Here is a 21,312-nt window from a genome sequence, read left to right on the forward strand (position 1 = left end):
GCCTGCGGGCTGTCACCCGGTCGTTCTCGGGGGCCTTCAGCCGGGAAGCTTTCAGTCGGGCTGGAAGAACGCGAGCATCTTCCGGGCGGCGTCCGGCGATGTCAGCATGGCCTGGATCTTCGCGGACATCCGGGCGGCGGCGCCGGTGCGTTCGAACATCTCGCGTTCGTACTCTTCGACGGCCGAGGGAAAGTCATCCGGGTGCGAGGCCAGCGCGAGACCCAGCAGGGCGCCGTCCAGCAGCGCCATGTTGGCGCCCTCTCCGACCGGCGGCATCAGATGCGCGGCATCGCCGATCAGCGTGACGTCCGGTCTCGACGGCCAGGTCAGTCCGACCGGGAGAGCGGTGATCGGCCGCGGCACCACCGTGTCGTCACAGGCGGCGATCAGCGCGGTGAACCGTGGGTCCCAGCCGGGGAGCAGGTCGATCAGCCGCTCCCTGGCGGCGGCCGGATCGTCGAACGGGATCCCGCTCACGGCGAACCAGTCCTCGCCGGTGCCGTAGAAACTGAGCCCGATGCGGACGCGGCCGTCGCCGTTGCGCTGTGCCGCCAGGGACACTCCGTTGCCGAGCACCCAATAGTTGCCGCGCCCGACCATCGCCGCGAGGTCGGGATGCGTGCGGTCGATGTCGGGAATGCCGATCTCGACGACGTTCTGGCCGATGTGCGCCGGGCGGGCGTCGGTGAGCAGCGGACGGACCCGGGAGCGCGCGCCGTCCGCGCCGACCAGAAGGTCGTGGGTCGCAGTGGTGCCGTCGGCGAAGCGGAGCAGGCCGTCGCCGGCGGATATGAACGTGTGGCCCCAGCGCACCATGTCGTCAGGGAGGGAGTCCAGCAGCAGGTCACGAAGATCGGCGCGGTCGACCTCGGGTCGCGCCAGTGGGGCGTCGTCGGGCGTGTCCTCCTGGAGCAGCAGGGTGCCGTCCGGTTCGAGCAGGCGCATGTCCTGGCCCTCGCCGCGGGCTATCGCGTGGAACCGGTCGATCAGTCCTGCCTCTCGCAGCGCCCGCTGGCCCGAGTGGATGTCGAGCATGCCGCCCTGCCCGCGTGCGGCGCGGGACGGCTCACGTTCGTACACGACGGCGTCGATGCCGTTCATGTGCAGCAACCGGGCAAGGGTCAAGCCGCCCAGTCCCGCTCCGACGATGGCGATGGTCATGGTCGCTCCTTCGATACGCCGTATCAATCGATACACTGTATCGCCCGATGCGATGTATCGTTGGCGGCATGTTGGTGTGGGAGAGGCCGGAGCCCCCGAATCGCCCCGTACCGGCCGCGTTGAGCCGGGAGCGGATCGTGCGAGCGGCGATCCGGCTGGCCGACGCGGACGGCTTGGACGCGGTGTCGCTGCGCAAGGTCGCCGGGGCGCTCGACGTCCGGCCGATGCGGCTCTACGGCTACATCGCCGGCAAGGAGGAGCTGCTCGACCTGATGGTCGACGCCGCCTACGCCGAGATCCGGCCGGTCGGAGACGGCTGGCGGGAGGTGCTCCGGTCTCTCGCCGAAGCCACCCGGCACGCCGTCCACGAGCACGAATGGCTCGCCGATCTCCTGGGTGGCCGCCCCCAGCTGGGTCCGCACGCGCTGGCCAGCGGGGAGAGCGTCATGGCCGCGCTGGGCGACGTCGATGTGAACGCCGTCATGCCGGTGGTCGCCGCGGTCAACGCGTACGTGATCGGTGCGGTGCGTCGTGAGATCGCCGAGCGGCGTGCCGAGAGGGCCACCGGGATGGACGAGAAGCGTTGGCAGGCCTCTCTCGGGCCCTATCTGGAGCGAACCTTCGCCACCGGGCGGTTCCCCGCGCTGGCCACGGTGGTGCGCGATGCCGCCCACCACGACGCCGACCACACCTTCCGTATGGGCCTCGACTTCCTGCTCGACGGCATCGACGCGCGTATGGCGAGGTGACGCGGGGCGCGCGGACCCGATCGGCCCCGACCTGGGGTGGGAGGGTGGAGGGAATGGGCTCGACTCGCGCTGTCGGGCCAGGTGGACTGACCCCATGACGACATTCCATGAAGAGCTGCTCCCCGGCACCCGGCGTGCGCTGCTGCACAGGATCGCCGTGGCCCAGGCCGAGGGCAGGTCCCCGTCGCTCGTCGCAGCGGTCGTGCGCGACGGGCGGGCCGTGTGGCACGGGGCGCGTACCTCGGTCGACGGACACGGTCCCGATGAGAACGTGCAGTACCGCATCGGATCGATCACCAAGACCTTCACCGCGGTGCTGGTGATGCGGCTGCGTGACGAGGGGGCGCTCGACCTCGGGGACCCGTTGGAGAAGCACCTGCCGGGTACGGGCGCGGGCGAGGCGACGATCGCTCAACTGCTCGCCCACACCGGCGGACTGGCGGCCGAATCACCCGGCCCCTGGTGGGAGCGGACACCGGGCTCTTCGCGCCCTGACCTCGCCGACGTCCTCGGCGACCGCCCTGTCCTGCATCCGGCCGGCCGCCGGTTCCACTACTCCAACCCCGGCTACAGCCTTCTCGGGGCCCTGGTGGAGGAGCTCCGAGGAGCGCCGTGGGACGAGGTCCTACGGCGTGAAGTGCTCGAACCCCTGGGCCTTGATCGCACGGGCGCACGACCCCGGCAGCCTCATGCGGGCGGCTGGGCGGTGCATCCGTGGGTCGACGTCCTGCTGCCCGAGCCTGCCGAGGACTTCGGCCGGATGGCAGCGGCGGGTCAACTCTGGTCCACGACAGGGGATCTGGCCCGGTTCGCGGCGTTCCTCGCGCACGGCGACGACCGGGTGCTGTGCACTCGGACGCTGCGGGAGATGCGAACGCCCGCGGCGCCGGCCGACCCGGCGGATCTCGCGGACGGCGGTTCCTACGGGCTCGGTCTGCGGATCGAGAACCAGGGCGGGCGCGTGCTCGTGGGCCATTCCGGGTCGGTTCCGGGGTTCCTGGCGAGCCTAGCCCTGAGCGTGTCGGACGACGTCGCGGCGGTGGTGCTCGCCAACTGCACCTCCGGTCCGATGGTGACCCAGGTGGCCGCCGACCTCGTGGGCATCGTCGCCGAGGCGGAGCCGCGCATTCCCGAGCCCTGGCGGCCGTCGCCGCACGTCGACCGTTCATTGCTGGAACTGGCCGGCCCCTGGTACTGGGGGACCAGTCCGTACGCGCTGCGGGTCACGGCGGACGGCCTCCTCAGCCTTGCACCGCTCTCCGGCGGCGGCAGGCGTTCACGGTTCCGGACCAACGGCGACGGCACCTGGACCGGCTTGGAGGGTTACTTCGCAGGCGAGACCCTTCAGGCCGTTCGACGTCCGGACGGCTCGGTGGACCATCTGGACCTCGGCTCGTTCGTGTTCACCCGTCAGCCTTACGACGAAGGCGCCGCCGTACCGGGTGGTGTCGACGCGGAGGGGTGGCGGGGAATCGGCTAGGGACTTTCGCTCGGACCACGGGGCGGACCAGAGGAAGACCCCCGCGATGTGAAGTCCGGCCAGGTAGACGGTCGCGGGCTTCTCGTAGCGGGTGGTGATGCGCCACTGCTTGAGGCGGTTGATGCACCGCGCGACGGTGTTGCGCTGCTTGTATGGCTCGCGGTCGAAGGCGGGCGGCCTGCCGCCCCGGCTTCCCCGTCACAGCCGGTGGCCTCCCTGGTCCGCCGGGACCGGGATGACTGCTGCTCAAGGTCCGGTTCCGCATTGTTCCTCTCAGCTCGCGATGTGTTGTTCATCGTCCGGAGCGGCCGAACGGCCGGCCCCTGCTCGGGTCCATGCGACCGCCCTACCACCCCCGCAGCTCGCCGGACCGCAGCGAACGCAGCAGACCTCGCAGCGTGGTCCGGTCGCGTCGGCGCCGGGCTTCCGGGCGGTCCTCGGGGTGCGGGGCGCGCAGGCGTCTGAGTTCGTTCATGAGTCGTAGGTCGGGGGTCCGGCACAGGGAACGCGGGCCGACGGCGCAGTGCTCTACGGCGTCTCGGTCGTTGGGGAAGTCCCGGACAACGCCCTCGTCCTGCTGTATCGCCTGCTCATGACCGCCAACCTGGCCACGCGACGCGGTGTACGACCCGGCGGGTGGGCACTGGTACTTCCGGTGGTTCACCGTGCTGTTCCTGCTGTTCCTGCTGTTCCTGCTGCTCACGGTGGTCCTCGTGGGCGCGTGGCTGCTTACGTGGGTCCGTCAAGCCGTGCCTGCCCCCGCTCCGCCCGTACCGGAGCCTGCCTCGTGGGGCTTCGGCCCGGACTCGTCCTGGCAGGCCCAGCAGGGCCGGACGGCTCGACCTGTCAGGCCGAGGCATTCGCTCAGGGCTGCGGGCTACCGTCGGCAGACCAGATTGCCACCGGAGTAGGAAGGACGATGGCCGGTACCGAAACGCTCGACCGCAGCACCTGGGAGACCGCCCTCAACCAGATGACCGAGGAACACCAGGGGGAGTTCGTCACCATCGAGGTACTGGACCCCGAGATCGGGCACCAGAGCGAAGCCAACCGGCTGCCCTTCGCCGCCATCGTGTACGACCCGAAGGACGACGTAGTGGCCGTCTCCGTCGGCGGACGGTCGCCGCGCTACCCCGTCGTCCTGCGGCACCTGGTGTGGCACCCCAGGGAGATCGACGTCGCCATGCAGGACCTTCCCCAGCCGGCGGTCCGGACAGTCGACAAGGACGGCACCGCCACGCTGATCACCTTCTTCCCCCAGGAGTCCGGCACGGAGACCTGACCCCTGAGGCGCGCCCGCCGCCGGCAGCCATCGCGGCAGCTCGCGCGCTGGGCCGTGACGCGACGCAAGACGCGGGCCCTGTCCCTCCCTGTCCAAGCGCCACCGGGTGGGCCCGGTGTCAACAGTGCGGCTTGCGGAGTTCCGTGAGGAGGTCCGCCGGCAGCCGACCCGGGTACCGCCGACGCCGCGGCGGGAAGCAGCGGAGCAAGGTCGAGTTCGGCCTGCGTCCCGGGCGGGGCAGGGCCCGATCAGCGGTAGCGGGCTGCGGCCGACGGACGCCGCAGTGCGTGGTGCCCGTCGGCGGGCCCCCGAGCAGTGGCCGGACGCGGCCGTCGGCGGGCGACGGCCGCCGGTGTACGAAGGAACAACCACTGCCGGCTCCGGATACGCAGGACCCGCCGGCACTGTTCCGCCGTATACGCGTTGCGGACCGCACGGTGCCCGAGCACTCGGGTGTCGCGCGGGCGAGGGGCCTACCGTGGGAGATGGTCCCGGCGTCGGCCCCGCCGACCGGCAGGTCGTACACGCCGGGGGGGCGGAAGGAGGCACGAGATGTCCGATGCGATACGGGACACCACGGCCCGGCGCGTACGACATTTCGTCGACGCTGGATATCCCGACGCCGGGCCCGTCGAGGCGGCGGTGGAGGGAGCCGTCTACCGACTCGGGGACGGAACGGTGGCCAAGGTGTGGGAGCGCCGACGGGGATCCGAACTGCGGCGGATGCAGCGTTTCTACGCCGATGCCGCGGCGCACCTGCCGTTCGGCGCCCCGGAGATCCTCGCCGTCGAGGACATGGACGGTGTCCCGATGACCGTGGAGCGGGAGCTGACCGGCGAGCCCTTGGCGGGCAGGATCCGCACCGACGACCCGGACGAGGTGCTGCCCGAAGCGGTCGACTGCCTGGTCGGCGTGCTGCGCGCCCTCGCGGACGCCCATGACGTCGACGAGGTCAAGCACCTTGCTGTGCTGGACGAGGAACGCCCGCTGTGGGAAGGCCACACCACTTTCGGGTCCGCCCTGGCGGACCTGGTGGACCGGCGGGTCAGCCGGTGCGCGGACCGGCTCTCCACGCATGTCCGCGACTTCGACGACACGCGCGCCCAGCTGCTTCGGAAGCTGCGTTCGCTGCCCCGTACCGATGAGGCGGTCGTCCACGGTGACGTCTTCCCGGAGACCGTGCTGGTGGACGACGACCTGCGGCCGCTCGCCCTCGTGGACTACGGCTTCCTGTCCACGGGCGGGGACCCCCGGTTCGACGCCGCCGTGGCCGCGGCCATCTTCCCGGCGGACACCGAGCACGCCCCGGAGATCACCCGGCAGCTCACCACGCGGTTCGCCGACGAGTTCGGCTACGAGGTCGACGACCTCCTGCTGTACCGAGCCGCCTATGCGATGGCCACGAGCGACGCCTTCGCGCCGGGCGGCGGCGACGAGCACTTCGCCTGGTGCGTCACCGTGCTCGAGGACCCTGCCGTCGCCGAGTCCCTGCACCGGTGACGCACCGCGGGCAGTCGAGCGGCCGTTCTCTCCGCGCCCACCGCGCATCTGCTGACGGCACACCCGACCAACGACCGACTGATCCAATGAAACTGCCTAGCGTCACTGGCAGCGGCGGTTGGGGCAGCGCCCTGTTTCACGTGAAACAGGACGCTTCTCCCTTTTGTGTTCCGCGGTCTCAGATGTGGAGCTTGAAGCCGACGTGCGAGGCCACGAAGCCGAGCCGCTCGTAGAAGCGATGGGCGTCGGTGCGCGTGGCGTCGGACGTCAGCTGCACCAACTGGCATCCCGCCCGCCGGGACTCCTCGACCGCCCACTCGATGAACCGCGTTCCCAGACCGCTGCCGCGCTCATCGGCGTGGACGCGGACGCCCTCGATGATCGACCGGGTGGCTCCACGCCGGGACAGGCCCGGGATGATCGTCAACTGGAGCGTGCCGACGACCCGGCCTTCTCTCACGGCGACGACGACGCGTTGGTTCGGGTCGGAGCTGAGCCGTTCCAGCGCGGTGGCGTAAGGGGCCAGATCGTCCGGTGATTCCCGCTGCGCCCCCAAGGGGTCGTCCGCGAGCATGGCGACGATCGCGGGGATGTCGTCGGCGACGGCGGGGCGTATTTCAAGATCTCCCATGGCCGTAGCCTACGCAGTGGCGGGTGTCGTCTTCAGCGTCTCCACGGCCCGGACCAGCGGGGCCAGTTCGGGGTTCCTCGCCGCCGCGTCGAGGGCTTCGCGCAGCGCTGCGTCGTTGGTCGGGCGCGCCTCGTCGAGCAGGCGGAGGCCGGCCTCGGTGACATTGGTGTAGATGCCGCGACGGTCGGTGGGGCAGAGGTAGCGCTCCAGGAGGCCCCGGTCCTCGAGCCGGGTCACCAGGCGGGTGGTGGCGCTCTGGCTGAGGACGACCGCGTCGGCGACCTGCTTCATCTGCAGATGTCCGCCCTCGCCGTCGTGCTGACGGCTGAGCACGTCGAGCAGGGAGTACTCGCGCACGCTCAGGTCGTGACGGGTCTGCAGCGCCCGCTCGATGTGCGCCTCGATCCTCCCGTGCAGCAGAGAGAGGGCGCACCAGCCCTGGGCGAGCGCGGTGAGTACGGGGTCCGTCGCGGTCATGGGCGTCCTTCCTCCGTCATGGAGCAGCTGAACCCAAGGGTAAGGCAACACTGCAATATACGGCGTTTGCATACATCAAGCGTCTGCAACTATTGTCGAGGCACGTAAAGCGCACCTGCAATCATCATGGAAGGCGTATCCCACCATGCCTCTCGCGCTCCTTGCCCTGGCGACCGGAGCCTTCGGGATCGGGACCACCGAGTTCGTGATCATGGGCTTGCTGCCCGAGGTCGCGGCCGACTTCGGGATCTCCATCCCCACCGCGGGCTTCCTCGTGACCGGTTACGCGCTGGGCGTCATGTTCGGCGCCCCCTTGATGACCGTCCTCGGCACCAGGCTCCCCCGCAAGCGGATGCTGATGCTGCTGATGGGCCTGTTCATCGTCGGGAACCTGCTGTCCGCCCTCGCCCCCGCGTTCGCCGTCATGCTGGCCGGCCGGATCGTCGCCTCACTGGCGCACGGCGCCTTCTTCGGCATCGGCTCGGTGGTCGCGGCCGAGCTCGTCGCCCCCGACAAGAAAGCCGGCGCCATCGCGATGATGTTCACCGGTCTGACCGTCGCCAACGTCGTCGGCGTCCCGCTGGGCACCCTGGTCGGCCAGAACGCCGGCTGGCGCGTCACCTTCGCCGTCGTCGCGGCGCTCGGTGTGGTGGGCCTGGCCGGCATAGCCAAGCTCGTGCCCGACATGCCCCGGCCGGAGGGCGTACACCTGCGCCACGAGCTCGCCGCCTTCAAGAACGCACAGGTCCTGCTCGCCATGGCGATGACCGTCCTCGGCTTCGGCGGCGTCTTCGCCGCCATCACCTACATCGCACCGATGATGACCCGCGTGGCCGGCTTCGCCGACGGCTCCGTGACCTGGCTGCTGGTCCTCTTCGGGCTCGGGATGGTCGCAGGCAACCTTGTGGGCGGCAGGTACGCCGACCGCGCCCTGATGCCGATGCTCTACGTCTCCCTGGGCGCCCTGGCCGTCGTTCTGGCGCTCTTCACGCTCACCGCTCACGACAAGGCCCTCGCGGCCGTCACGATCGCTCTGATCGGCGCCCTGGGCTTCGCCACCGTCCCGCCGTTGCAGAAGCGCGTTCTCGACCAGGCGCACGGCGCGCCGACGCTCGCCTCGGCGGTGAACATCGGCGCCTTCAACCTCGGCAACGCCCTGTCCGCATGGCTCGGCGGCATGGTCATCGCCGCCGGCCTCGGGTACACCGCTCCCAACTGGGTGGGCGCGGCCCTCGCCGCCGCCGCTCTGCTCCTCGCGTTCGTCTCTTCCACGCTGGAGCGCCGGGAGAGCGCAGCCGAGGCCCCGAGTGCCGTCGTCGTCGGCGGTACGCCGACAGGGCAGCGAGCCACCGTTCACCACTGAGAGCGGCCGGAACGCGGGCCGCGCCGAGTCGATCCCCTATGGCACTCGGTGCTTCAGCTGACTGCCCCAGCAGCGCTCGGCCGCCCGCTGTTCATCGCGGGCGGCATGCCGGGTACCGCACCTCGCGGGGCCCGGCATGCGTGTGTCCGCACCGTCAGCCGGCCGCCACGGTGAGCGGCGCGAACCGCCGGCTCCAGTCACCGGGCAGTTCGGCGATCCCGTAGGTCATGACGGCATTGAAGCCGACGGACGCCAGGCCCCGGGCCTTCAGCCACGCCAGCAGTTCCTCGTGCCTTACGTCGACGTCCGTGCGCAGAGGACGGTCCGTACGTGCGGCCAGGGACGTCACGAGCGCCTTCGCGGTCTCCGTGTCCCGGGCGATCAGCGGGCCCACGACGTGAGTGTCCATGTTGGGCCATGCGGCGGCGTAACCGATGATCCGGCCGTTCTCCTCGGCGACCCGTACCTGGTCGGCGAAGGCGGGAAGCCGGGCGAGGATGGGGGTGCGGTCGGCGCCGAAGACCTCCTGGTCGAGCTTGACGATCGTGGCGAGGTCCTCGGCCGTGGCCGCGCGGGTCATGCCGTCGGGGCGGACGTCGCCCCCGGTGAAGCGGCCGCGCACCATCTCCGCACGCCCCGTGGTCTTGAAACCCAGCTCCTCGTAGAGCGGCCGCCCGTACTCGGTGGCGTGAAGGGTCAGCGGAGTGGTGCCCATGGCGGAGACGACGTGGCGCATCAGCCGTCGGCCCACGCCCTGCCTGGCATGACGTTCGGCCACCAGCACCATGCCGACGGCGCCGAGGACCGGCCGGCCGTGCGGACCGTATTCGGTGACCACGCAGGCGCTGACGAGGCCTCCGTCGGGGGCGTCGATGCCGTAGCCCGTCCCGGCGGTGAGGAGGAGGCCCCATTTGTGTTCCTCGCGTGGCCACCCCCGGTCCTCTGACAGGTCGGCGCATGCCGTGAGGTCACGGTGCGTCAGGCGGCGGATGGGGAGGGTGGCGGGGGAAGGAGTCGGCACGCGGAACAGGCTGTCCGATCGGTGGCTCGGTCGTCCACCTCATTCCTGGGGTACGTACGTGCTTTAGGCCATGTGATCCGGAGCCGGTACGGCGTGGGGCTGTTTCACGTGAAACAGCCCCACGCCCGGCACCGCTACGTCGCTGTTACCCAGCCCAGGCCCCCTCGGTCAGGGAAGGGGGGCGTGTGAGTGGAGAACGATGCCCGGTATGGTCGAGTCCGGTTCGTGTCCGGAACGTGATCTGCGCGGCGCGGCGCGTGTGTCCCGCGCGCCGACGGCCTGAGGCAGCCGGAACCACGGGACCGCGGCCAGGGCGGCCGTGCGACAGGACGCAGAAGCCGGCTGTCCGTGAGGGGAAACAGGCACCTTCCAACGGGCAGGTGCGCAGACCGACCGAAAGACGTGCGAGGCGAGGCACACCATGGACGCTCCGACCACCAGGTCGGCCGACAAGGACACGTCCGACGGCGAGGAGGGATGGTTCACGCCGCACAAGCAGCCTGATCCGCCCACCGAACCCGACCGGGCAGCCTCCGACCCTCCCGAGCCTCCGAGGGCTGCCGCCCCGCCCCCCGGGCCTTCGCAACTGTCGGCTCCTGCCCGGCCCGGCATCGCCTCATGGCCCGGGGGCCCCGCCGAACCCCCTGTGCCCCGTAGGAACGCTTCCTCGGACGCCGTCCTCATCCGCAGGACCATGGCCGAGGTGACCCCTGTGGCCGACGAGGTCACGTCGTATTTCTACGCGCTGCTCTTCGTCCGCCACCCCGAGCTGCGCTCGCTCTTCCCGCCCGCGATGGACGTTCAGCGGGACCGGCTGCTGAAGGCCCTGCTGATCACCGCCGAGCGCCTCGACAACACCCCGATGCTGGACGAGTACCTGCAGAACCTGGGCCGTGGTCACCGCAGGTACGGCACCTGCCCCGAGCACTACCCGGCCGTCGGCGAGTGCCTGATCGAGGCCCTCGGCGCCTACGCCGGCTCCGTCTGGGACGCCGAGACCGAGGCGGCCTGGGTCCGGACCTACACCAGGATCTCCCAAGTGATGATCGACGCGGCGGCCGCCGACGAACTGCGCGCCCCGCCCTGGTGGAACGCGGAGGTCGTCTCCCACGAGCTGAGAACCCCGGACGTCGCCGTCCTCACTGTCCGACCCGACCAGCCCTATCCGTTCCTCGCCGGGCAGTACGCGAGCCTGGAGACACCGTGGTGGCCGCGAATCTGGCGGCACTACTCCTTCGCTTCGGCCCCCCGCTCCGACGGACTGCTCACGTTCCACGTGAAAGCCGTCCCGGCGGGCTGGGTGTCCAGCGCGCTGGTGCACCGCGCCCGCCCCGGCGACATCGTCCGGCTCGGCCCGCCCGCCGGCTCGATGACCGTCGACCACACCAACGACAGCGGGCTGCTCTGCCTGGGCGGCGGCACCGGGATAGCGCCCGTCAAGGCACTGGTCGAGGACGTCGCCGAACGTGGCGCACGCCGACCGGTCGAGGTCTTCTACGGCGCACGCAGCGATAAGGACCTGTATGCGATCGAGACGTTGCTCGGGCTCCAGCAGTCCCACTCCTGGCTGCAGGTACGCCCCGTGGTCGACGACCGGGACCGCCTTCTGCGGCTCCCCGACGCCCTGCGCGGCTTCGGCCCCTGGGCTGGATACGACGCCTACGTCTCCGGGCCGCCTGAACTGATCCGCAAGGGAGTGGACTCCCTGAGCGCCTCAGGCATCCCCGCGGAGCGCATACGTCACGACGCGGTCGAGGAACTCGCCGGCACCAGGTCTTGACCCCGCGTCCCGGACGTCACCCCAGGTCCGGGGCGTGCATGGCACGGACGCCCTCGATGTTGCCGTCGAGGTAGTGCCGCAGGGACAGCGGGACGAGGTGGACGGAGGCGATCCCGACCCGGGTGAACGGCACACGGACGATCTCGTACTCGCCGACGGGCTCGTCGACCTCGGGACCGTGCCGCAGGGCCGGGTCCATGGAGCCGAGCCGGCAGACGAAGAAGTGCTGCACCTTCACGCCGGTCGCGCCGCCGTCCTCGCCGATGTGCTCGACGGTGTCGACGAAGCAGGGCACCACATCGGTGATCTTGGCGCCGAGCTCCTCGTACACCTCACGGTGCAGGGCCTCGACGACGGTCGCGTCCTCCGGCTCGACACCACCTCCGGGCGTGAGCCAGTAGGGATCCATGCCGGGCTTGGTGCGCTTGATCAGGATCAGGTCGTCACCGTCCAGCAGAACGGCGCGTGCGGTGCGCTTGACCACGGGTCGGACGGTCATGGGAGAAATGTGGCCCGGCTGGTTCCACGTGAAACATCCCGCATCGTCACGGGTCGAACCTTCACCGTGACGCCAGCCGGAACAGGCTCAGCACCACTCGGCGGCCGCGCTCAGCAGCCAGTCGTGTGCCCGCGCTATGTGCGGCATCGCCAGGGTGCCACTGCGCACCACCAGGACGTATGTCCGCAGCGGCGGCACCGTGGGCTCGTGCAGTTCCACCAGAGCACCGCGGGCCAGGTCTGCCGCGCAGAGATAGCGCGGCAGCACCGCCAGCCCCGCGCCCGCGACAGCGCACGCCAGCACCGCGCGCAGGTCGGGGACGATCACAGTGCCCGAGACGGTGGGACGGGCGTCGAAGACGGAGGCCCAGTAGCGGGAGACGAGGGGGAGCGACTCGTGCACTTCGATCACCGGTAGGTGCTCCAGCGCGGTGGCGCCCTTGCGCTGCTGTTGCCGGGCGCTGATCAGCTCGGCCCGGTCCGGAGCGGCGACCAGAACGTGCTCTTCGTCGCACAGCGGGGTCGCCGTGAGCAGGGTGCCGCGCGGCCGGACCGTACTGATCGCCATGTCGTGGTGCCCGGCGGCCAGTCCCTCCAGCACCTCCTCGGCGGTCCCGAACGAGGCGCGTAAGGAAAGGGAATGCCCCTCGTCGCCGGCCAGTTCGGTGAGGGCCGGGAGAGCCCGTGCGGCGGTGAACTCCGGAGGGCCGGCGAGGTGCAGCGTCCGTGCCGCGGACTCGTCGTCGAGCCCGGTCTCGGTGATCTCCACCAGGGCGTCGAGGTGCGGGGCGGCCTTGTGTGCGAGCTCGTCACCGATCGAGGTCGGGGTGACCCCGCGGGCCTGGCGCAGGAACAGCGGTCGCCCGAGCTGCCGTTCCAACGTGCGGATCTGGGAGGTGACGGCCGGCTGGGACAGCCCCAGCAGGGCGGCGGCACGGGTGAACGAACCGGCCCGGTGCACGGTCACGAAGGTGCGCAGCAAGGCCAGATCCATGGAGCGTGTTCTCCCTTCCCTGCCTCTCCCCCGGCCCCGAGGCAGGGGGCAACTATAAATAAGTCGATAGGCCCCTGTCGCTACCGTGATTGGACACTGACACAGAGTCAACTAGCCTGGATCAGGCGGTTCTTCGCGCGTGGAGCCGCGGACGGTCCGAGCCACGAGGGGGGAGGTTCGGACCGTCCGGTGCGCCCAGCGCTCCACCGGACGAGGTCCGCACATCCGTCATCGGCCCGACTCGTCCAGCGCACGCAGCACATCCGCCACGAGGTCCTCGGAATCCTCGGCGCCGACCGACAGCCGGATGAAGCCCTCCGGCACCGCGTCCCCGCCCCAGCGACCCCGGCGCTCTGCCGTGGAACGCACCCCGCCGAAGCTGGTCGCGTCGTCCACGAGCCGCAGTGCGTCGAGGAAGCGCTCCGCACGCGCGCGCGTGGGCAACGTGAAGGAGACCACGCATCCAAAGCGCCGCATCTGCCGCGAGGCGACCTCGTGGGCCGGGTCGCCCGGCAGCCCCGGATACCGCAGGCCGCTCACCTCGCTTCTGCTCCGCAGCGCCTCGGCCACGGCCAGGGCACCGGCGGTCTGCCGGTCGACGCGCATCTGCAGAGTGGCGATCGACCGGTGGGCGAGCCAGGCCTCCATCGGACCGGGAATCGCGCCGACGATCTTGCGCCAGCGGCGCACCGCCGACATCGGCTCACCGGCGCGCCCGGTGACGTATCCGAGGAGGACGTCGCCGTGCCCGGTGAGCTGCTTGGTGCCGCTGGCCACCGAGAAGTCGGCGCCCAGCTCCAGGGGACGCTGTCCCAGCGGCGTCGCCAGGGTGTTGTCCACCGCCACCAGAGCGCCACGCGTGTGTGCCGCCTCGACGAGCCGACGGATGTCGCACACGTCGAGCCCGGGGTTCGACGGCGACTCGATCCACAGCAGCTTCGCGCCGTCGAGGACGTCGAGCTGGGCGTCCCCGCCGGTGGGAGCGGTCCGCACCACGATCCCGTAGGCCTCCAGCTGGGCACGGACCAGGGGCAGCGCCTGATAGCCGTCGCTCGGCAGTACGACGGTGTCGCCGGTGCGCAGCTGGGAGAAGAGGACCGCCGAGACGGCGGCCATGCCCGAGGCGAACGCGAGGGTCTCGACGTCGTCGTGTCCCGGCGCCTCGAGCTCACCGATGGCGCGCTCCAGAAGCGTCCAGGTCGGGTTCTCGTCCCGGCCGTAGGTGTAAGGGCCGGTCGGCTCGCCCGGCAGGTGGAAGTGCGCGGCGAACACGGGGCCGGGCAGGGTCGGCTCGTACTTCACCGGGTCGGGCAGGCCGGCCCGCACCGCGCGTGTGCCCTCGCCGGCGTTCGCGGAGAAGCCCCCGGTCGCAGCGGAACCGCTCATGTCGCCCGTCCTTCCACAGCCTCGCGTACCGAGGCGAGCAAACCGACGCTCGCCTCCTCCACCATCTCAAGGCAGTCGTCGAAGCCGTCCGGGCCCCCGTAGTAGGGGTCGGGGACGTCGAGGTCGTCACCCGCCGAGGGAGCGTACGAACGCAGCAGACGGATCTTCTGGGCGTCCTCCGGGGTGGGAGCGAGGAGGCGCAGGGCCCTGAGGTGGCTGGAGTCCAGGGCGATCACCAGGTCGCGCCGGGCGAACCACGACCGGTCGAAGACGCGGGCCGTGTGCGCGGTGGCGTAACCGCTTTTCTCGAGGACCGCGACGGTGCGCGGGTCGGCGTCCTCGCCCAGGTGCCAGTCGCCCGTTCCGGCGCTGTCGATCTCGACGAGTCCGTCGAGTCCGGCCTCCGCGACGTGTGCGCGGAAGACGGACTCGGCCATCGGGGAGCGGCAGATGTTGCCGGTGCACACGAAGCAGACACGGTATGTCATCGCGTCGTCAGTCCTTCTCGGGCAGGACGACGTTGAGCGCCCAGGAGACGACGGAGATGACCAGGCCGCCGAGCACGGCCGCCCAGAAACCGTCGACGTGGAAACTGAGGTCGAGTTTGCCGGCCAGCCACGAGGTCAGCAGCAGCATCAACGCGTTGACCACGAGGGTTATCAGGCCGAGCGTGAGGACGAACAGCGGGAAGGTCAGCACCTTCACCAACGGCTTCACCAGGAAGTTGACGAGGCCGAAAAGCAGCGCCACCGCGATCAGGGTGCCGACCTTCTTGCCGGTGCTGTCGCCGGTCAGAGTGATCTTGTCGAGCAGCCAGACGGCGACCGCCAGGGCGCCCGCGTTGGCGATCGTCTTGACTACGAAATTCTTCATGTGTCTGATCGTGGCAGACGAGATCGGCGACGAGCGTGGGCGAGGGCGATGAAGGCATTCCGGCTGGACGAACTGGAGGCGGAGAGAGCCGCCAACGACGGTGCCTACCTGCAGTTTCTGCGGGAGCGGAACATGTCGGTCGGGCTGTACGCGCTCGATGCGGGCGCGACTGATCCACAAAACCCCCACAATCAGGACGAGGTGTACTTCGTCGTGAGCGGACGGGCCTCCCTCACGGTCGGGTTGGAGACCACCCAGGTGGCACGGGGCAGCGTGGTGTACGTGCCCGCCGGGGTCGCCCACAAGTTCCACCACATCAGCGAGGATCTGCGCGTTCTGGTCGTGTTCTCGCCGCCGGAGGGATGACCGTCTCCACCCCGCAGGGGATGCGGCGTCTCAGGGTTCCCTAGGGGGGCGATCAGGGGAGGACAAGGGACGCGAGCCCTCCGTCGGCGTCCCTCGCGCCCTAGCATCGACGGCAGGACATCGAAGATCCGGCCCGTCGGGGGCTCGGACATCCGACGAGACGAGGACGAGAGCGATGCGAGAGATCTTCGCGGGACTGCCGTGGTGGGTGAAGTGGGTGGCCGTGCCGGTCATCGCGCTGGTCGTGTTCGGCGGCCTGATAGCGAGCGTGGTCGGCTTCGTCATCGGACTGCTCTTCAAGCTGCTGGTGTTCGTGGCGCTGGTCGCCGGACTGGTCTACGTGGTGCGGAAGTTCACGTCGAGCTCCTCCTCGCGCGGCGACTGGTGAGCGGCGCGGACGGCTGGCGACGGTAACAGGAATCGCCTGTTACCTCGGCCGGGGGAAGTTTCCCCGACAGCCTGACTGTGAGCGGTGGCGGACGGTTAAAGTCCGGAACCCGACGCGGGGACGACCCCCGCGAGCGGCGTATCCCCCCGTGTTCCCCGCACGGACCGCCCCCTCGCGCTTCGGGAGTAACCCTTGGCCACGGTTGACACCGCATCAGCGGAACCGTACGGACCCCCCGCCCGGCCGCGTTCCGCGCCCCCGCTCCAGCGCCCGCCGGCCACGGGCGTTCCCGAACAGCCGCATTCCGCGACCCTCATCAGCTCCGTCCAGCGCGCGATGCGTCTGCTGGAATCCGTCGCCGAGCACGAGTGCGGCGCTCCGGCCAAACAGCTGGCCCGCGAGACCGGCCTCGCGCTTCCCACCGCCTACCACCTGCTGCGGACCCTCGTCCATGAGGGATATCTGCGCCGCGACAAGGGGCTGTTCTTCCTGGGGGAGGCGGCTGTGCGGCTGGGTGCCAGCGGGGCGGCGCAGAAACGTCGCAGTACGGTGGTCGACGCCCTCGCCCACTGGCGCGATTCGATCGGTGTGCCGGTCTATTACGCCGTCTACCGGGAGGGCGAGATCGAGGTCATGTGCGTCTCCGACACCCCGGGCAACCCGGCGGTCGAGGAGTGGGCCGACTTCCGCGAGACCGGGCACGCGCACGCCATCGGCCAGTGCCTGCTGTCCCAGTTGGACGAGGACTCACGCCGCGACCATCTGGCCCGCTACCCCGTGCAGTCGATCACCCCGTACACCGTCCGTGACGACCACACGCTGATGCGACGTCTGGCCCGGGTGCGGCGGATGGAGGCGGTCGTCGAGCGCCAGGAGTACGCGCTGGGCACGGTCTGCGCGGCGATCCCGATCACCGTGGGCACCTCGGCGGCGACGATGGCGATCTCACTGCCCGCCCATCAGTCGGACCGGCTGCTCTCGGCGGCGCAGCAACTGCAGCGCGAGGTCGGACGCATGCTCGGGTCGCTCGCGCTCTCTATCAGTATCTGAAAACTCACTCCTTGTGATCTGTCGTGCACGTTCAGCAAGATGCCACCAGTGTCAGGGGTTGATTCCCAGCCATCTACGGCAATGACGGGGTTAGGCGATGCGCGAGTCCGTGCAGGCAGTACAGGCAGAGGTCATGATGAGCTTCCTCGTCTCCGAGGAGCTCTCGTTCCGTATCCCGGTCGAGCTGGGCTACGAGACCTGCGATCCCTACGCCGTGCGCCTCACCTTTCACCTGCCCGGTGATGCGCCGGTGACCTGGGCGTTCGGGCGGGAGCTGCTGATCGACGGGGTGGGCAGACCGTGCGGCGAGGGCGATGTGCGGGTCTCGCCCCTCGACCCCGGATCGCTCGCCGAGGTTCTGATCCGGCTTCAGGTGGGCGGCGACCAGGCGGTGTTCCGTTCTTCCACGGCTCCGCTCGTGGCCTTCCTCGACCGCACCGACAAGCTCGTCCCGCTGGGCCAGGAGGGTGCGCTCGCCGACTTCGACGCCCATCTCGACGAGGCTCTGGACCGGATCCTGGCGGAGGAACAGAGCGCCGGCTGAAGCGTCGCGCCGGGGAGGGCGACGGACGCTTCAGCGCGGGGAGGGGCTCTGCAGGAACGTTCACTCAGGGCGGTACGGGGCTCGGGTGCCGAAGGCGCACGGATGACGGTGCCGGACGGCCGGCCCCGTCAGCGCTTGCGGCGTCGGCCCTTGCCGCTCCGAGCGGCCGCGGGCGACTTTCCCGCGGCCGCGGTGGCCGCCCCCGAAGGCCTCGCGTCCGGGACCGCCTTGCCCACAGAAGCCGTCCCGGGCCGGTCGGCCGAGACAACGAGGGCAGCGAGCGCGGTCGTCACCGGGACCGAGGCGACCAGGCCGATCGAGCCCACCAGCGTGCGCACGATCTCCTCGGCGACCAGCTCACTGTTGGCGACCGTGCCGACGCTGCTCTGCGCGATGGAGAAGAGCAGCAGCAGCGGCAGTGCGGCGCCGGCGTAGGCGAGCACGAGAGTGTTGACCACGGAGGCGATGTGGTCGCGGCCGATGCGGATGCCGGCCCGGTACAACCCGCGCCAGCCCATCGACGGGTTGGCCTCGTGCAGTTCCCAGACCGCGGAGGTCTGCGTGACCGTCACGTCGTCCAGGACGCCGAGCGAACCGATGATGATGCCGGCGAGCAGCAGACCACTCATGTCGATCGAGGGGTACAGGCCGTGGATCAGCCCGGTGTTGTCGTCCGTGTTGCCCGTCAGAGCGGCCCAGTCGACGAACCAGGACCCGAGCACGCCGATCAGCAGCAGGGAGATGAGCGTGCCGAGGACGGCCACTGAGGTGCGGGCCGACAGACCGTGGCACAGATAGAGCGCGATCAGCATGATGGCGCTCGACCCGACCACCGCGACGGCCAGGGGGTTCGACCCCTGCAGGATGGCGGGCAGGACGAAGAAGTTGAGCACCAGGAAACTGATGGCCAGCGCGACCAGCGCCATGACGCCCCGCAGCCGCCCGACGATCACCACGGCGACCGCGAAGATCCCGGCGAGCAGTCCCATCGGCAGCTTGCGGTTGATGTCGGTGACCGAGTACTGCAGGTCCTTCGGCGCGGAGGGTTCGTAGGCGACCACGACCTTCTGCCCCTGTTCCAGCTGCCGTGTCTGGTCCGGCTGGACGATCTCAGTGAACGTACGGCCCTTGTCCTTGCCGGTGTCCACCCGGATCGTGGCCCGTTTGCAGGTTCCCTTCGCCTGCTGTTCGGCGGAGGAGCCCTCGGCCGTGGAGGTGTCTCCGGTCGGGGGCACTCCCGAGGCGTTCACCGAGGAACAGCTCAGGCTCTCGATCTTGGTGACCGTCGCCTGGTGGGTCTGCCGGTCGAAGCCCACCCCGGTGCGCTCGTGCGGTGGGGCACCGCCGGGCCACAGCACGACGAGCCCGGCGAGCACGGCCACCGCGAACGGGATCAGGACGACGGCGATGACCTTGCGCAGATGCCGGGAGACGGGGGCAGCCGGCCCGTGGCTGTGACTGTGCGAATGCCCATGCCCACCGCCCGGCCCGTGGCCACCCGCACCGTGACTGCCCGCACCGTGATCACCTGGCCCGTGATCACCTGGCTCGTGGCCGCCGGGGCCGTGATGGTCCCGCCGGTGGTCGTCTTGACGGTGACGGTCCCGTCCGCGGTCGTCGTCCGGTCCCGGCCCGCCGCCGCCCGGACGGCGAGGCTGTTCCGGTGGCGGATACGGAGGCTGGTGAGTCGTGGTCACCGACCGATCATCGCAAGAACCGCTGGGGCCCACTGTTCACCGCGCCACACATGCCGCTAGCGTGGAGGCGCATTTTGTACACGCGGGAGCTCGGAGCACCGGGCTGAGAGGGCGCTGACCTCTGTCTTCGCGATGTTTCACGTGGAACGTCACCAGCGCGAGTGATGGGTCACACGAAACGTCGGCAGACGGCAATCGCTGCGTCGACCGCTGAACCTGTTACCGGGTAATGCCGGCGTAGGGAGTAGGTCTCATGACCAACAAGGACGCACGCACTCCTGCCTCCACGCAGATCTCCACCGAGGTCTCCGTCGACGGGGAGGCCGGAAAGTCCATCGGCTGGCACAAGGCGTACGTCGAGGGCAGCCGCCCCGACCTGCGGGTACCGGTCCGCCAAGTGCACCTCACCAACGGCGGGTCGGTCACGCTGTACGACACCTCGGGTCCGTACACCGATCCGCATGTCGACACCGATGTCCGCCGGGGACTGCCTCCGCTGCGGGAGAACTGGATCATCGCCCGAGGCGACACCGAGGAGTACGCGGGCCGGCCCGTCCGCCCCGAGGACGACGGCGTCAAGCACACCTCGCCGCGCGGTGGTCTGCGCAACCTCGACGCGGTCTTCCCGGGGCGGCCGCGGCTGCCGCGTCGCGCCCGGGCCGGCGAGGCGGCCACTCAACTCGCCTATGCCCGGCGGGGAGAGATCACGCCCGAGATGGAGTACGTGGCCATCCGGGAGAACGTGGCACCGGAGGTCGTCCGCGAGGAGATCGCAGCGGGCCGCGCGGTGTTGCCCGCCAACGTCAACCACCCGGAGATCGAGCCGATGATCATCGGTAAGAGGTTCCTGGTGAAGGTCAACGCCAACATCGGCAACTCGGCGGTGACGTCCTCCATCGAGGAGGAGGTCGAGAAGATGACCTGGGCGACCCGGTGGGGCGCCGACACCGTCATGGACCTGTCCACCGGCCGGAACATTCACACCACCCGCGAGTGGGTGCTGCGCAACTCCCCCGTGCCCATCGGCACGGTGCCGCTCTACCAGGCGCTGGAGAAGGTCGACGGCAAGGCCGAGGAACTGACCTGGGAGATCTACAAGGACACGGTCATCGAACAGGCCGAGCAGGGCGTGGACTACATGACCGTCCACGCGGGCGTCCGTCTCCCGTACGTCCCCCTGACGGCGAACCGCAAGACCGGGATCGTCTCCCGCGGCGGTTCGATCATGGCCGCGTGGTGCCTGGCCCACCACAAGGAATCGTTTCTGTACGAGAACTTCGAGGAACTCTGCGAGATTCTCGCGGCCTACGACGTCACGTACTCGCTGGGCGACGGTCTGCGCCCCGGCTCGATCGCGGACGCCAACGACGCCGCGCAGTTCGCGGAGTTGAGGACGCTCGGGGAACTCAACCGGATCGCGAAGCGTTTCCATGTACAGACGATGATCGAGGGCCCGGGCCACGTCCCGATGCACAAGATCAAGGAGAACATCGACCTTCAGCAGGAGATCTGTGATGAAGCTCCGTTCTATACGCTCGGCCCGCTGACGACAGACGTCGCCCCGGCGTACGACCACATCACGTCCGGCATCGGCGCCGCGATGATCGCCTGGTGGGGCACGGCCATGCTCTGCTACGTCACGCCCAAGGAACACCTGGGCCTGCCCAACCGGGACGACGTCAAGACCGGCGTCATCACCTACAAGATCGCCGCTCATGCGGCCGACCTCGCCAAGGGGCACCCCGGAGCCCAGGAATGGGACGACGCCCTGTCCGACGCCCGTTTCGAGTTCCGCTGGGAGGACCAGTTCAACCTGGCCCTCGACCCGGACACGGCCCGTGAGTTCCACGACGAGACGCTGCCGGCGGAGCCGGCCAAGACGGCTCACTTCTGCTCGATGTGCGGGCCGAAGTTCTGCTCGATGAAGATCAGCCAGAGCATCACCGAGCGGTTCGGCGGTGGGTCGGCGGAGGGAGCGACACCGGAGGAGATAACGGAGGGGATGCTGCAGAAGTCGAAGGAGTTCGCGGCGAGCGGCAACCGGGTCTACCTCCCCATGGCGGACTGAAGCA

The 21,312-nt window shown here is 70.0% G+C and carries 22 protein-coding genes, 1 pseudogene and 1 riboswitch; of the genes and pseudogenes, 11 read left to right on the plus strand and 12 right to left on the minus strand.

The genetic code is table 11. The features are described from left to right. Positions 1 to 51: 51 nt before the first annotated feature. Positions 52 to 1,161, minus strand: a complete 1,110-nt coding sequence (locus ACIOC0_RS09260; protein ID WP_402153990.1) for an FAD-dependent oxidoreductase — start codon at positions 1,159 to 1,161, stop codon at positions 52 to 54. Between the two features lie 68 nt (positions 1,162 to 1,229). Here ACIOC0_RS09260 and ACIOC0_RS09265 point away from each other — a divergent pair, with 68 nt between their 5' ends. Then, positions 1,230 to 1,910 carry a TetR/AcrR family transcriptional regulator gene (locus ACIOC0_RS09265; protein WP_402153992.1) on the plus strand — a complete coding sequence of 227 codons (681 nt, stop codon included), beginning with the start codon at positions 1,230 to 1,232 and terminating at the stop codon, positions 1,908 to 1,910. Positions 1,911 to 2,004: 94 nt separating this feature from the next. After that, positions 2,005 to 3,390 carry a serine hydrolase domain-containing protein gene (locus ACIOC0_RS09270; RefSeq protein ID WP_402153994.1) on the plus strand — a complete coding sequence of 462 codons (1,386 nt, stop codon included), beginning with the start codon at positions 2,005 to 2,007 and terminating at the stop codon, positions 3,388 to 3,390. Between the two features lie 27 nt (positions 3,391 to 3,417). Here the strand turns inward: ACIOC0_RS09270 and ACIOC0_RS09275 are convergent. Both ACIOC0_RS09275 and ACIOC0_RS09280 read right to left on the minus strand, forming a co-directional pair. Beyond that, a pseudogene (locus ACIOC0_RS09275) lies at positions 3,418 to 3,633 on the minus strand (IS5/IS1182 family transposase); the annotation flags it as partial. Between the two features lie 103 nt (positions 3,634 to 3,736). Then, positions 3,737 to 3,865, minus strand: coding sequence for a hypothetical protein (locus tag ACIOC0_RS09280; RefSeq protein ID WP_402153996.1), 129 nt, complete (start codon positions 3,863 to 3,865; stop codon positions 3,737 to 3,739). Between the two features lie 444 nt (positions 3,866 to 4,309). Here ACIOC0_RS09280 and ACIOC0_RS09285 point away from each other — a divergent pair, with 444 nt between their 5' ends. Together ACIOC0_RS09285 and ACIOC0_RS09290 are read left to right on the plus strand one after the other, a co-directional pair. Further along, positions 4,310 to 4,672 (plus strand): DUF5335 family protein, encoded by a 363-nt coding sequence (locus tag ACIOC0_RS09285; protein WP_402153998.1) that lies wholly within the window; start codon positions 4,310 to 4,312, stop codon positions 4,670 to 4,672. A 552-nt stretch (positions 4,673 to 5,224) separates the two neighbouring features. Further along, complete coding sequence (locus ACIOC0_RS09290) at positions 5,225 to 6,172, plus strand: phosphotransferase family protein (RefSeq protein WP_402154000.1); 948 nt, start codon at positions 5,225 to 5,227, stop codon at positions 6,170 to 6,172. A 178-nt stretch (positions 6,173 to 6,350) separates the two neighbouring features. On the opposite strand, the gene ACIOC0_RS09295 is transcribed toward ACIOC0_RS09290, so the two are convergent. Together ACIOC0_RS09295 and ACIOC0_RS09300 are read right to left on the minus strand one after the other, a co-directional pair. Further along, positions 6,351 to 6,803, minus strand: coding sequence for a GNAT family N-acetyltransferase (locus tag ACIOC0_RS09295; protein WP_402154002.1), 453 nt, complete (start codon positions 6,801 to 6,803; stop codon positions 6,351 to 6,353). Between the two features lie 9 nt (positions 6,804 to 6,812). Then, positions 6,813 to 7,280 (minus strand): MarR family winged helix-turn-helix transcriptional regulator, encoded by a 468-nt coding sequence (locus ACIOC0_RS09300; RefSeq protein WP_402154004.1) that lies wholly within the window; start codon positions 7,278 to 7,280, stop codon positions 6,813 to 6,815. A gap of 145 nt (positions 7,281 to 7,425) precedes the next feature. Between ACIOC0_RS09300 and ACIOC0_RS09305 the strand changes: the two genes are divergently transcribed. Continuing rightward, positions 7,426 to 8,643 (plus strand): MFS transporter, encoded by a 1,218-nt coding sequence (locus ACIOC0_RS09305; RefSeq protein WP_402154006.1) that lies wholly within the window; start codon positions 7,426 to 7,428, stop codon positions 8,641 to 8,643. Positions 8,644 to 8,797: 154 nt separating this feature from the next. Here the strand turns inward: ACIOC0_RS09305 and ACIOC0_RS09310 are convergent, their stop codons facing one another. Beyond that, entirely contained in the window at positions 8,798 to 9,664 is an 867-nt protein-coding gene (locus ACIOC0_RS09310; protein ID WP_402154007.1) for a GNAT family N-acetyltransferase, read from the minus strand. A gap of 421 nt (positions 9,665 to 10,085) precedes the next feature. Here ACIOC0_RS09310 and ACIOC0_RS09315 point away from each other — a divergent pair, with 421 nt between their 5' ends. After that, entirely contained in the window at positions 10,086 to 11,444 is a 1,359-nt protein-coding gene (locus ACIOC0_RS09315; RefSeq protein WP_402154009.1) for a globin domain-containing protein, read from the plus strand. Positions 11,445 to 11,460: 16 nt separating this feature from the next. Here ACIOC0_RS09315 and ACIOC0_RS09320 read toward each other — a convergent pair whose 3' ends face one another. The 5 genes from ACIOC0_RS09320 to ACIOC0_RS09340 all read right to left on the minus strand — a co-directional run bounded on the left by ACIOC0_RS09320 (position 11,461) and on the right by ACIOC0_RS09340 (position 15,195). Beyond that, positions 11,461 to 11,943 carry an NUDIX hydrolase gene (locus ACIOC0_RS09320; protein ID WP_352251181.1) on the minus strand — a complete coding sequence of 161 codons (483 nt, stop codon included), beginning with the start codon at positions 11,941 to 11,943 and terminating at the stop codon, positions 11,461 to 11,463. An 87-nt stretch (positions 11,944 to 12,030) separates the two neighbouring features. Further along, positions 12,031 to 12,936: a LysR family transcriptional regulator gene (locus ACIOC0_RS09325; RefSeq protein WP_402154011.1), complete on the minus strand. Its 906-nt coding sequence runs from the start codon at positions 12,934 to 12,936 to the stop codon at positions 12,031 to 12,033. Between the two features lie 228 nt (positions 12,937 to 13,164). Continuing rightward, positions 13,165 to 14,322, minus strand: coding sequence for a cystathionine gamma-lyase (locus ACIOC0_RS09330; protein ID WP_402154013.1), 1,158 nt, complete (start codon positions 14,320 to 14,322; stop codon positions 13,165 to 13,167). Continuing rightward, entirely contained in the window at positions 14,319 to 14,810 is a 492-nt protein-coding gene (locus ACIOC0_RS09335; RefSeq protein WP_402154015.1) for a low molecular weight protein-tyrosine-phosphatase, read from the minus strand. The genes ACIOC0_RS09330 and ACIOC0_RS09335 overlap by 4 nt, the downstream gene beginning before the upstream one ends. Positions 14,811 to 14,817: 7 nt before the next feature. Then, a complete protein-coding gene (locus ACIOC0_RS09340) occupies positions 14,818 to 15,195 on the minus strand; it encodes a phage holin family protein (RefSeq protein WP_402154016.1) in 378 nt (125 codons plus the stop codon). Positions 15,196 to 15,243: 48 nt separating this feature from the next. On the opposite strand from ACIOC0_RS09340, the gene ACIOC0_RS09345 reads away from it, so the two are divergent. The 4 genes from ACIOC0_RS09345 to ACIOC0_RS09360 all read left to right on the plus strand — a co-directional run bounded on the left by ACIOC0_RS09345 (position 15,244) and on the right by ACIOC0_RS09360 (position 17,543). Then, entirely contained in the window at positions 15,244 to 15,561 is a 318-nt protein-coding gene (locus ACIOC0_RS09345; RefSeq protein WP_351094252.1) for a cupin domain-containing protein, read from the plus strand. A 175-nt stretch (positions 15,562 to 15,736) separates the two neighbouring features. Further along, positions 15,737 to 15,949, plus strand: a complete 213-nt coding sequence (locus ACIOC0_RS09350; protein WP_130439223.1) for a DUF5326 family protein — start codon at positions 15,737 to 15,739, stop codon at positions 15,947 to 15,949. 192 nt (positions 15,950 to 16,141) lie between these two features. Then, a complete protein-coding gene (locus ACIOC0_RS09355; protein WP_402154018.1) occupies positions 16,142 to 16,999 on the plus strand; it encodes an IclR family transcriptional regulator in 858 nt (285 codons plus the stop codon). A 97-nt stretch (positions 17,000 to 17,096) separates the two neighbouring features. Then, the gene (locus ACIOC0_RS09360) at positions 17,097 to 17,543 is read left to right on the plus strand and encodes an SsgA family sporulation/cell division regulator (RefSeq protein WP_130439227.1); all 447 of its coding nucleotides are present in this window, start codon (positions 17,097 to 17,099) and stop codon (positions 17,541 to 17,543) included. 128 nt (positions 17,544 to 17,671) lie between these two features. On the opposite strand, the gene ACIOC0_RS09365 is transcribed toward ACIOC0_RS09360, so the two are convergent. Beyond that, positions 17,672 to 19,240 carry a YibE/F family protein gene (locus ACIOC0_RS09365; protein WP_402154020.1) on the minus strand — a complete coding sequence of 523 codons (1,569 nt, stop codon included), beginning with the start codon at positions 19,238 to 19,240 and terminating at the stop codon, positions 17,672 to 17,674. A 72-nt stretch (positions 19,241 to 19,312) separates the two neighbouring features. After that, positions 19,313 to 19,501, plus strand: a riboswitch (TPP riboswitch). Here ACIOC0_RS09365 and thiC point away from each other — a divergent pair. Beyond that, a complete protein-coding gene (thiC, locus tag ACIOC0_RS09370) occupies positions 19,494 to 21,308 on the plus strand; it encodes a phosphomethylpyrimidine synthase ThiC (protein WP_402154022.1) in 1,815 nt (604 codons plus the stop codon). It overlaps the preceding riboswitch by 8 nt. The last annotated feature ends 4 nt before the right edge of the window (positions 21,309 to 21,312 follow it).

The sequence above is a fragment of the Streptomyces sp. NPDC088254 genome, from assembly GCF_044740925.1.
GTDB lineage: Bacteria > Actinomycetota > Actinomycetes > Streptomycetales > Streptomycetaceae > Streptomyces.